At 57.9% G+C, this 11,371-nt stretch carries 12 protein-coding genes; 8 read left to right on the top strand and 4 right to left on the bottom strand.

The window, feature by feature from the left end:
- Window positions 1–497: 497 nt before the first annotated feature.
- Window positions 498–1,697, bottom strand: coding sequence for a tyrosine--tRNA ligase (gene tyrS / locus BT116_RS09150; RefSeq protein ID WP_072342523.1), 1,200 nt, complete (start codon window positions 1,695–1,697; stop codon window positions 498–500).
- A gap of 212 nt (window positions 1,698–1,909) precedes the next feature.
- Between tyrS and BT116_RS09145 the strand changes: the two genes are divergently transcribed.
- On the top strand, window positions 1,910–3,328 hold the full coding sequence (locus BT116_RS09145; RefSeq protein WP_072342520.1) for a peptidoglycan DD-metalloendopeptidase family protein: 1,419 nt from the start codon (window positions 1,910–1,912) through the stop codon (window positions 3,326–3,328).
- Between the two features lie 2 nt (window positions 3,329–3,330).
- Window positions 3,331–4,422, top strand: a complete 1,092-nt coding sequence (locus BT116_RS09140) for an anhydro-N-acetylmuramic acid kinase (protein WP_072342517.1) — start codon at window positions 3,331–3,333, stop codon at window positions 4,420–4,422.
- 68 nt (window positions 4,423–4,490) lie between these two features.
- Here the strand turns inward: BT116_RS09140 and erpA are convergent, their stop codons facing one another.
- Complete coding sequence (gene erpA, locus BT116_RS09135) at window positions 4,491–4,841, bottom strand: iron-sulfur cluster insertion protein ErpA (RefSeq protein WP_003177727.1); 351 nt, start codon at window positions 4,839–4,841, stop codon at window positions 4,491–4,493.
- Window positions 4,842–4,993: 152 nt separating this feature from the next.
- Window positions 4,994–6,028, bottom strand: coding sequence for an N-acetyl-gamma-glutamyl-phosphate reductase (gene argC, locus BT116_RS09130; RefSeq protein WP_003206116.1), 1,035 nt, complete (start codon window positions 6,026–6,028; stop codon window positions 4,994–4,996).
- A gap of 135 nt (window positions 6,029–6,163) precedes the next feature.
- On the opposite strand from argC, the gene hemJ reads away from it, so the two are divergent.
- The 6 genes from hemJ to coq7 all read left to right on the top strand — a co-directional run bounded on the left by hemJ (window position 6,164) and on the right by coq7 (window position 10,614).
- Entirely contained in the window at window positions 6,164–6,595 is a 432-nt protein-coding gene (hemJ, locus tag BT116_RS09125) for a protoporphyrinogen oxidase HemJ (RefSeq protein WP_003206117.1), read from the top strand.
- Window positions 6,596–6,630: 35 nt separating this feature from the next.
- The gene (locus tag BT116_RS09120; protein WP_072342514.1) at window positions 6,631–7,599 is read left to right on the top strand and encodes an NAD(P)H-dependent flavin oxidoreductase; all 969 of its coding nucleotides are present in this window, start codon (window positions 6,631–6,633) and stop codon (window positions 7,597–7,599) included.
- 51 nt (window positions 7,600–7,650) lie between these two features.
- Window positions 7,651–8,619 (top strand): DUF805 domain-containing protein, encoded by a 969-nt coding sequence (locus BT116_RS09115; RefSeq protein ID WP_072342512.1) that lies wholly within the window; start codon window positions 7,651–7,653, stop codon window positions 8,617–8,619.
- Between the two features lie 62 nt (window positions 8,620–8,681).
- Window positions 8,682–9,470: an SDR family NAD(P)-dependent oxidoreductase gene (locus BT116_RS09110; protein ID WP_072342509.1), complete on the top strand. Its 789-nt coding sequence runs from the start codon at window positions 8,682–8,684 to the stop codon at window positions 9,468–9,470.
- An 82-nt stretch (window positions 9,471–9,552) separates the two neighbouring features.
- Window positions 9,553–9,891: a histidine triad nucleotide-binding protein gene (locus BT116_RS09105; protein ID WP_003206124.1), complete on the top strand. Its 339-nt coding sequence runs from the start codon at window positions 9,553–9,555 to the stop codon at window positions 9,889–9,891.
- Window positions 9,892–9,966: 75 nt separating this feature from the next.
- Entirely contained in the window at window positions 9,967–10,614 is a 648-nt protein-coding gene (coq7, locus tag BT116_RS09100) for a 2-polyprenyl-3-methyl-6-methoxy-1,4-benzoquinone monooxygenase (RefSeq protein WP_072342507.1), read from the top strand.
- Window positions 10,615–10,727: 113 nt separating this feature from the next.
- Here coq7 and BT116_RS09095 read toward each other — a convergent pair whose 3' ends face one another.
- Complete coding sequence (locus BT116_RS09095; protein WP_003206127.1) at window positions 10,728–11,150, bottom strand: OsmC family protein; 423 nt, start codon at window positions 11,148–11,150, stop codon at window positions 10,728–10,730.
- Window positions 11,151–11,371 lie beyond the last annotated feature (221 nt).

The following is an 11,371-nucleotide window of genomic DNA, read 5'->3' as shown; positions in this document are numbered from 1 at the left end:
ACATCTTTGATTTCTCGCGGAGTAACTTGTGATGCTGATAATCTGTTGACTAGCAGTCTGACTCCACAAGCACCCACACGAATTGCTTGATTCAGTTGTTAAAGAGCGGCTGGCTGAGTCTTTCGTCTCAACCGAGGCGCGCATTCTACAGCGCCCCGTGTATCTGTCAAGCGGTTATTTTCAGAAGTTTTCAAAGTTTCCTTTTCAACTTCAACCACTTGCGCCTACGATCTCTCGTTAGCGGGAGGCGAATTCTACAGCGTTACTCGCTGCTGTCAACACCTCTTTTTCACCGCTTTCGACCGAGAAGATCGAACCGCCGATAGAGCTAAACCACACCGCTCTACCTGCTCCTTCCGGGCTTCGATGAACTGAAGCCCCACACTTTCGAAACCTACTTAACTCGTTGAATCTTAAGGAGTTTTCCGTTTCGACTGTGCCGGAAGTGGGGCGAATTATAGACTTCCAGAATCTGCCGTCAACCCCTATTTTCAGCTTTATTCAGATTTAAGCGTAATACGCGCAAAAGCCTTCTTGCCGGCCTGACATACATGAGTAGAACCCAGCTCATATATATAGGTGCGATCCACAACCACACCATCTATACGCACACCACCCGAACCCAGGAGATCTCGCGCCACCGCAGCGTTCTTGACCAAGCCTGCTTTATTAAGGACTGCCGCAATCGGCATATCCTCGGCAGCAGTCAGCTCGATCTCCGGCAGATCATCCGGCAGCTCACCATCCTTCATACGATTACCCGCCGCGCGATGAGCATTGGCAGCAGCCTCCTCACCATGGAAGCGAGCAACAATCTCTTCGGCCAGCTTGATCTTGATGTCTCGCGGATTGGCTCCCGCCTCGACATCGGCGCGGAACGCATTGATCTCATCCATGGACCGGAAGCTCAACAACTCGAAGTAACGCCACATCAGCACATCAGGAATGGAGACCAGTTTGCTGTACATGACGCCGGGCGCTTCCTGAATACCTACGTAGTTGCCCAGCGACTTGGACATCTTCTTCACGCCATCCAGACCTTCCAGCAATGGCATGGTCAGAATGCACTGCGCCTCCTGACCATAGCCGCGCTGCAACTCACGCCCCATCAACAGGTTGAACTTCTGGTCAGTACCGCCGAGCTCTACGTCCGCGCGCAACGCGACCGAGTCATAACCCTGTACAAGCGGGTAGAGGAACTCATGAATGGCAATTGGCTGATTGGATTTATAGCGCTTGTCGAAATCATCGCGCTCGAGCATACGAGCTACGGTGTATTGAGACGTCAGGCGAATGAAATCCGCCGGCCCCATCTGATCCATCCAAGTGGAGTTGAAAGCCACTTCAGTCTTGGCCGGATCAAGAATCTTGAAAACCTGAGTCTTGTAGGTCTCGGCGTTATCGAGAACCTGCTCACGAGTCAGCGGTGGGCGCGTAGCACTCTTGCCGCTTGGATCACCGATCATCCCAGTGAAGTCACCTATAAGGAAGATGACCTGATGCCCCAGATCCTGGAACTGGCGCAGCTTATTAATAAGCACGGTATGACCCAGGTGCAGATCGGGCGCCGTTGGATCGAAACCGGCCTTGATACGCAGCGGCTGCCCGCGCTTGAGCTTTTCGATCAGCTCGGACTCGACCAACAGTTCTTCCGCACCACGTTTGATCAGCGCTAGCTGCTCTTCAACCGACTTCATAACAGACCCGTAAGGCTCAGATTCAAAGGGCCCCAACCATACAAGATCGCGCACCAAATACAAGGTTTGCCCGGCGCGCGGACGCCAATCCACAGAACAGAGCGTCCGCGGGCTTGCTTCGCAGGGGATTTGGTTATATTTTATACAGTTATTTCATCTTCATCATGTCATTCATCTTTTCCAATTCATCTTTTCAAAAGTCAAAATTACCTATGACCACAGAACCGTCTAAAGCGCCACCGCTTTACCCAAAGACCCACCTGCTTGCCGCAAGTGGCATCGCAGCCCTCCTTAGCCTGGCGCTCCTGGTGTTTCCCTCCAGCGATGTTGAAGCCAAAAAGACGACTCTGAGTCTTGAACTGGAAAGCCCTGCTGAACAACTGACACAAGAACAAGACGCCGCCGAAGCCGTTCAAGCCACAAACGAACCGGCCGCTTCTCCTTTTGCGCAGATTGAAAACAGCCCGCAAGACACCACCGAGGCAGCCGCTCAGGTAGAAACGCCTGTCGCAGAAGAAAAGAAGGGACCAGACCATCGCGAAGTGGTTGTTGCCAAGGGCGACACACTCTCCACACTCTTCGAAAAGGTTGGCCTGCCCTCGACTTCGGTCCATGAAATCCTGGCCAGCGACAAGCAAGCCAAGCAGTTCACTCAACTGCAGCGCGGCCAGAAACTCGAATTCGAACTCAATCCAGACGGACAGCTGACCAACCTGCACACCAAGCTGAGCGACCTGGAAAGCATCACCCTGACCAAAAACGACAAGGGTTATGTATTTAACCGCGTCACCGCCAAGCCTACCGTTCGCTCGGCCTACGTTCATGGCGTCATCAACAGCTCATTGTCCCAGTCGGCTGCTCGTGCCGGCCTTTCCCATAGCCTGACCATGGACATGGCCAGCGTATTTGGCTACGACATCGACTTCGCCCAGGACATTCGCCAGGGTGACGAGTTCGACATCATCTATGAGCAAAAAGTGGTCAATGGCAAGAGTGTCGGCAACGGTCCGATTCTTTCCGCGCGCTTCACCAACCGTGGCAAGACGTACACCGCAGTGCGCTACACCAACAAGCAAGGCAACAGCAGCTACTACACTGCCGACGGCAACAGCATGCGCAAGGCCTTCATCCGTACACCGGTTGATTTCGCCCGTATCAGCTCGAAGTTCTCCGCCGGTCGCAAGCATCCGATCCTGAACAAGATCCGTGCCCATAAAGGTGTCGACTACGCCGCTCCCCGTGGTACGCCAATCAAGGCCGCCGGCGACGGCAAGGTATTGCTGGCCGGGCGTCGTGGCGGTTATGGCAACACCGTGATCATCCAGCACGGCAATACCTATCGCACGCTGTACGGCCACATGCAGGGCTTCGCCAAAGGCGTGAAGACGGGCGGCACTGTCAAGCAAGGCCAGGTTATTGGATACATCGGCACTACCGGCCTGTCCACCGGACCGCACTTGCATTATGAGTTCCAGGTCAACGGCGTCCACGTCGACCCACTAGGCCAGAAGCTGCCGATGGCCGATCCGATCGCCAAGGCCGAGCGCGCGCGCTTCCTGGCCCAAAGCCAACCCTTGATGGCTCGCATGGATCAAGAGAAAGCCACCATGCTGGCCTCGAGCAAGCGCTAAGCATGGCGCTCTATATCGGTGTGATGTCCGGGACCAGCCTGGATGGCTTGGACATCGCACTGATCGAACTGACCCCGGCGATCAAATTGATCGCCACGCACTACATTCCGATGCCCGCCGTCCTGCGCGCCGAATTGCTCGGATTGTGCAGCAGTGGGCCCGATGAGATCGCCCGCTCCGCCATTGCCCAGCAAAGCTGGGTAAAGCTGGCTGCACAGGGTATCCATACCCTGCTCAACGAACAGAAACTCAAGCCTGAGGACATCACGGCGGTCGGCAGCCACGGCCAGACCATCCGCCATGAACCCGCCCGCGGATTTACCGTACAGATTGGCAATCCGGCCTTGTTGAGTGAGTTGACCGGCATCGCCGTCGTCAGCGACTTCCGCAGCCGCGACGTCGCCGCCGGTGGACAAGGCGCCCCGCTGGTTCCGGCATTTCACGAAGCACTGTTCGAAGAACGAGTCGGCAATCGCGCCGTGCTGAATGTCGGCGGTTTCAGCAATCTCAGCCTGATAGAGCCCGCAAAACCAGTAGCTGGTTTCGACTGTGGTCCAGGCAACGTATTGCTCGATGCCTGGATACACCAACAACGAGGCGAGCATTTCGATCGGGACGGTCAATGGGCTGCCAGCGGGAAAGTCGAGCCAGCCCTGCTCAAGGCACTGCTCAGCGATCCTTTTTTCGTCACCAAGGGGCCGAAAAGTACCGGCCGTGAGGTCTTCAACCTGCCTTGGCTGAGTCAGCATTTGTCGCAGTTGCCAACCTTCGCCCCGGAAGACGTACAGGCGACGCTGCTCGAACTGACTGCCCTGACCATCGTCGAATCCCTTCAACATGCCCAGTCCAATACCCAAGAGTTGCTGGTCTGTGGCGGCGGCGCGCACAACCAGGCGCTGATGAAGCGCCTGGCTGACCTGCTGCCGGATGCCAAAGTCAGCAGTACGGCGGTGTACGGCGTAGACCCGGATTGGGTTGAAGCCATGGCTTTCGCCTGGCTTGCCCATTGTTGCCTTGAGGGTATTCCAGGTAACCGCCCAAGTGTCACCGGCGCACGCGGGCTGCGCGTGCTCGGCGCCATCTACCCGGCCTGAATCCAATAATGACGGACAAAAAAAGCCGCAGGGCCGTAAGGCACTGCGGCGTTTTTTTTGGAGCCGTCTCAGATCGAGAACGAAGAACCGCACCCACAGGTCGTGGTCGCGTTAGGGTTCTTGATCACGAACCGCGAGCCTTCCAAGCCTTCCTGGTAATCCACCTCGGCACCTGCCAGGTACTGGAAGCTCATCGGATCGACCACCAGGCTGACACCTTCGCGCTCGACGATGGTGTCGTCTTCGGCCACTTCCTCATCGAAAGTGAAGCCATACTGGAAGCCGGAACAACCGCCACCCGTAACAAATACGCGCAGCTTCAAACGATCATTGCCCTCTTCATCGACCAGGCTCTTCACCTTGTGCGCGGCACCGTGGGTGAATTGCAAAGCCGTGGGGGTGAAGGTTTCGACGCTCATGCTGAATATCTCCCGGCGCTTACGCCGCCATAATGCGTGATGGCGGGCATTATCCGCTTCTCCTACAAAATCGGTCAACTATTTGAAGAGCAGCAAGCTACAAGTTAAAGGCTGCAAACTTGTAGCTTAAAGCTTGCAGCTTCTAACTGCCGTTACGGCAACATCCCCGCATGGGACAGCCCCAGGCGCTCATCCAGCCCGAACAGAATGTTCAGGTTCTGCACCGCCTGGCCGGAGGCGCCCTTGACCAGGTTATCGATGACCGACAACACCACCACCAGATCACCGTCCTGCGGACGATGCACGGCGATCCGGCAAACGTTCGCACCGCGCACGCTGCGAGTTTCCGGGTGGCTGCCGGCCGGCATTACGTCGACGAACGGTTCGTTGGCGTAACGCTTTTCAAACAACGCCTGCAGATCCACTGAACGATCGACAACGGTTGCATAAAGAGTGGAGTGGATGCCACGAATCATCGGCGTCAGGTGGGGCACGAAGGTCAGGCCGACCTCCTTGCCCGCGGCCCGGCGCAGCCCCTGGCGAATCTCCGGCAGATGGCGATGCCCCTTGACCGCGTACGCCTTCATGCTTTCCGACGTCTCGGAGTAAAGCGAACCGACACTGGCGCCACGCCCGGCACCGCTGACACCGGACTTGCAGTCGGCAATCAGACGCGAAGCATCGGCAAGACCGGCCTCAAGCAACGGCAGGAACCCCAGCTGAGTTGCCGTCGGATAGCAACCCGGTACCGCGATCAGTCGGGCCTGCTTGATTTTCTCGCGATTGACTTCCGGCAAGCCATAGACCGCCTCGTCGAGCAGATCCGGCGCGCCGTGAGGTTGACCGTACCACTTGGCCCATTCATCGGCGTCCTGCAGGCGGAAGTCCGCCGACAGGTCGATGACCTTGGTCCCGGCAGCCAGCAGTTCACCCGCCAGGGCGTGGGCAACACCGTGGGGCGTGGCGAAGAACACCACATCGCAGGCGCCAAGGGTCTTGATGTCCGGAACGCTGAACGCCAGGCCGTCGTAATGGCCTCGCAGGTTCGGGTACATGTCGGCGACGGCCAGGCCGGCCTCGGATCGGGAAGTGATGACTACCACCTCAGCTTGCGGATGCTGTGCCAACAGACGCAGCAGTTCGACACCGGTGTACCCCGTGCCGCCGACGATACCGACCTTGACCATAAACCTGCCCTCAACGAACCCACTGGAAAGCCGTCGATGATAGGGGCCGCAGGGCCCGGCGACAACCGCCAAGGTGACGTGCGGACGCTCTAACCTCTACTATCGGGCTACCGTGAATCCTGGGAATAACTAAAAATGCTCTATCTGTGGCTCAAAGCACTTCACATCGTCAGCATGGTCTGCTGGTTCGCCGGCCTGTTCTACCTGCCTCGCCTGTTTGTCTATCACGCCCAAAGCGAGGACAGCGTCAGCAAAGAACGTTTCAGCGTCATGGAGCGCAAGTTGTATCGCGGCATCATGGGCCCGGCGATGATTGCCACCCTGGTATTCGGCATCTGGCTGCTCAGCCTCAACGCTGGCGCCTACTTCACCCAAGGTGGCTGGATGCACGCCAAGCTGACCCTGGTCGTGCTGCTGATCGGTTACCACCATATGTGCGGCGCCCAGGTAAAGCGCTTCGCCCGTGGCGAAAACACCCGCAGCCATGTCTTTTATCGCTGGTTCAATGAAGTGCCGGTTCTGATATTGCTGGCTATCGTAATTCTGGTTGTCGTCCGACCGTTCTAATCTCCAATCAGCGTCCATTATCCGGGGTACTTGCGATGTCGTTGCCCGCTCTGCTTGAACAACGTTTGCGCCTGCCCGTCGTGGCAGCGCCAATGTTCCTGATTTCCAATCCACAACTGGTGCTGGCCTGCTGCCGTAACGGCATCGTCGGTAGTTTTCCGGCGTTGAACCAGCGCGAAAGCAGTGGCTTCAAGGCCTGGTTGGCGGAAATCGAAGCAGGCCTGGCGACCCTGGAAAATCCGGCACCCTACGCTGTGAACCTGATCGTCCATCACAGCAACCCGCGGCTTCAAGCCGACCTGGCCATCTGCATCGAACACAAGGTGCCGATTGTCATCACCAGCCTGGGCGCGGTGAAGGAGTTGGTGGATGCCGTCCATGCTTATGGTGGGCTGGTGTTCCATGACGTGACGACCCGGCGTCATGCCGAGAAAGCCGCCGAAGCCGGTGTCGATGGCTTGATCGCCGTTGCCGCCGGTGCAGGCGGGCACGCCGGGACCTGGAGCCCGTTCTCATTGATTGCCGAGATCCGGCAGTTTTTTGATAAGACCTTACTGCTTGCAGGATGCCTGAACCACGGTCACCAGATTCTGGCTGCACAATTGCTCGGCGCCGATCTGGCCTACTTCGGTACACGCTTTATCGCTACGAGCGAAAGCCACGCCCCTGAAGCTTATAAAGAGATGTTGCTCACATCCAGAGCCGCAGACATCGTGCATACTCCCGCTGTATCCGGAGTGCCGGCCAGTTTCATGCGCCAGAGCCTGGAGAAGGCCGGTTTCGATCTGGCCGCTCTGCAGAACAAGGGCGAGGTGGATTTTGGCTCGAAACTCAAACCGCTGAACGATGAAGCCAAGGCCTGGAAAACCGTATGGTCCGCGGGCCAGGGCGTGGGTGAAATCGATGATTTGCCCAGCATCGATCAGTTGGTGGCACGCCTGGATGAAGAATACCGTCAGGCACAAGCACGGGCGGCGCAGCTTGGCGGGCAATGGCCCCGCTGAATCAGCCTGAACAAAACAACTATTCAACTTCTAGAGACAAGGATGCCGGGCATGAGCGAAACCCGTTTCAACATCGTATTCGACGGCGGCCTGATGCCGGGCGTCGATACCACCACCGCCAAACTCAACCTCGCCGAACTGTTCAAAAGCGACATCAGCGCCATTGAACGGCTGTTCACCGGGCGCAAGGTTGCCCTTAAAAGCAACCTGTCCCAGAGCGAAGCCCAGCAGTACCTGGAAGCGCTCAATAAGAGTGGAATCGACGCCCGGATCGAAGCCGAACCCGCCGCCCTCCAACTGAGCCTTGGCGAAGTACAGGAGTCGCCGCAACAGCCGGGGGGACGCCATCCAGAGTCGATCGTCGACCCCGTCTCGCCGTACGCGCCTCCCCGCGCCGAAGTGGGTGAAGCGCTCGCCGAGTACAGCACCCTAAAACCCTTCAGCTTCGATGGGCGTATCGGGCGTTTGCGCTACCTGGCCTGGACCATGGTGTTGACCTTGGCCATGTTGCCCTTGGTCGGCCTGGGCTTCTGGTTAGCCACGGCCTGGCTGCTGGCTTCCAACTCGATAGCTGCACTGATTGTCGGCGGCCTGCTCGGCGCAGCCGTTGTACTTGCCTTTGCCTTCGTGAGCATCCAGTTCAACGTCCAGCGCCTGCATGACCTCGGCTGGTCGGGGTGGTTGTGGCTGATCAACCTCGTTCCATTCGTGGGCAGCATCTTCCCGTTCATCCTCATCATCGCCCCAGGCCATACCGGTGCAAACCAGTATGGTCCGCCACCGCCGCGCAATACCACTGCGGTCAAATTGCTGGCCTCGCTCTGGCTGGTGATGATCGTCTTGATTTTCCTGGCTACCTTTGCCGGCATCTTCGGGGCTCTTCAGGAGGACTACGACAGCAGCAGCCTGAGCAGCTATGAAAGCAGCGAGTCCAGCAACGAAACCGCCGAAGAACCAGCTGCCGAGGCAGCCGAGCCCGCCTCGCCTTCTGTAGACTATGAGGAAGAAGAGGAACAATAAGCGCGCTTCATGCCGGTGACAGCCCAGTCAACTGGCGGCGGGCTGTTGCGATGGAGAACTGCATGACCCGTTACGCACTGATCACTGGCGCTTCCAGCGGCATTGGCCTGGCCATGGCTGAAGCGCTGGCCCGGCGCGGCCGCAACCTGATACTGGTGGCTCGACAGCGTGATCGGCTGGAAAGTATTGCAATCGAACTGACTCAGCGGTTTGGCGTGGAGGTATTGTTCCGGGCTTGTGACCTGAGCGAACCGTTGAGGCTTTCAGGCTTTCTCCTGGAACTGGAGGAAGGCGAGCGGCAGATCGACCTGCTGGTCAATTGCGCAGGCATCGGCACCAGCGGGCCGTTCCTGGGCCAGGACTGGATGACCGAGCAGGACCTGATCGAAGTGAACATCCTCGCCCTGACACGGCTTTGTCATGCCATCGGTAACAGCATGGCACTGCTTGGCGGCGGGCAGATCCTCAACGTCGCCTCGATCGCCGCGTTCCAGCCCGGCCCCTGGATGAGTACCTATTACGCCAGCAAGGCCTATGTGCTGCACTTCTCCGAAGCCCTGCGGGTCGAGCTGAAGAAATGCGCGATCAAGGTCTCGGTGCTTTGCCCTGGTCCGACCCGGACCGGCTTCTTTTCCAGGGCGCAGATGGACGAACAGAAGCTCATCGACAGCAAGTTACTGATGAGCCCCGAAGAAGTGGCCCTGTACGCCGTGCGCGCGCTGGACCGCAACCGCGCCATCATCATTCCCGGACGCCGCAACCGCTGGCTGGCCGCACTGCCGCGCCTGGGCTCGCGATGGCTAGTCCGAACCATCGCCGGCATGATCAACAAGGCTTATTGCCCGCGCTGATCCCTTCAAGTTGAACTATCAGTCGCCTCAATCGGAGCCTTCACGCCCCCCGACCTCGACGAACCCAATGGAGAAAACAGCTGTGGATACTCTGTTCACCAAGATCATCAACCGGGAAATTCCGGCGAAGATCATTTACGAGGATGACCAGGTACTGGCCTTCCACGACATCGCCCCGCAAGCGCCTGTACATTTTTTGGTCATACCGAAAAAGCCGATTCGCACCCTCAATGACCTGGCCGAGGAAGACAAAGGCCTGGCTGGACACATTTTGTTCACTGCTCAGCGCCTGGCACTTGAATTGGGCTGTGAAGAAGGTTTTCGTGTGGTGATGAATTGCAATGAACTGGGCGGGCAAACGGTCTATCACATTCATATGCATGTGCTGGGGCAGCGCCAGATGAACTGGCCACCGGGCTGAGACACCTGACCCAACGCAAATCTTCGGCGGTCGATTGGGTTAAACTGGCCGCTGTGATTTTTCCCGGAGGTAAGCATGACTACCCAACGTCACTACTCGCCGATTGACCGTCTGCTGCTGCAAGCCGACACCGCGATGCGCACCCTGCTGCCCTTCAGTGGCCAGCCGTACCGCCCATCACCGGCTATCGTACAGCCAAACGCGCAACTGAGTGACGAGCAAACCCGCCACGTCGCCGGACTGATGCGTATCAACCACACCGGCGAAGTCTGTGCCCAGGCGCTGTATCAGGGCCAGGCGCTGACAGCGAAGCTACCGCAAGTGCGCGAAGCAATGGAGCATGCCGCCGAGGAAGAAATCGACCATCTGGTCTGGTGTGAACAACGGATTCGCCAATTGGGCAGCCATACCAGCGTCCTGAACCCGCTGTTCTATGGCATGTCATTCGGGATCGGGGCCGTTGCCGGGCTGATCAGCGACAAAGTCAGCCTCGGTTTCGTTGCGGCGACCGAGCATCAAGTGTGCAAGCATTTGAATGAACATCTCGAACAACTGCCCGCCGAGGATGAAAAATCCCGGGCGATCCTTGAGCAGATGCGCGTGGATGAGGAACACCACGCCGAGAGTGCACTTGAGGCCGGTGGCTTCCGTTTTCCGGCCCCGGTCAAGTTCGGCATGAGCCTGCTGGCCAAGGTCATGACCAAGAGCACTTATCGGATTTGACGGCAATTGGGGACTGACCAGCTCATTCCCCCGGAAATTAAAAAGGCGACTCCCCCAAGGGAAGTCGCCTTTTTAATTTTCGAAAACTTCAATACGGCCCGTCGGCTATCGACTCAACCCAACTCGATAATTTCATAATCGTGGGTGATTTCGACCCCCGCGGCGCCGAGCATGATCGAAGCCGAGCAGTACTTCTCGGCGGACAGCTCAATGGCGCGCTTGACCTGGGCTTCCTTCAGGGCTCGCCCCTTCACCACGAAGTGCATGTGGATCTTGGTAAACACTTTGGGGTCTTCAGTGGCGCGCTCTGCCTCCAGGAAAGCTTCGCAGCTTTCGACGGCCTGGCGGGACTTTTTGAGAATGCTGACCACGTCGAAGTTACTGCAACCGCCCACGCCCAGCAGGAGCATCTCCATCGGCCGAACCCCCAGGTTCCGCCCACCGGCCTCTGGCGGGCCGTCCATGACGACCACATGACCACTGCCTGACTCACCGAGGAACATGGCTTCGCCAGCCCATTGGATGCGTGCCTTCATCGCCAAGACTCCACTGTTAAAAAAGGGTCGCCAGCTTAGCACAGCGCTCCGCCATGACCGCTCTCCGTCTTGGGGGACCTGACCTGACAGCACGTAGGTAAATTCTCAAATCAATTAAGGACGCCTCTGTTAAGCTGGCCATACGCCAACTCGCTGGCGCATGGCCAGCTTTTAGCGATAGCCATTCGCGTCTATAAAAAAACAAAACCATCACTGCGCAG

Origin of the sequence: Pseudomonas sp. NFACC16-2 (assembly GCF_900119205.1) — a bacterium.
Taxonomy (GTDB): Bacteria; Pseudomonadota; Gammaproteobacteria; order Pseudomonadales; family Pseudomonadaceae; genus Aquipseudomonas; species Aquipseudomonas fluorescens_Q.
This window is presented reverse-complemented; position numbering and strand designations above follow the sequence as displayed.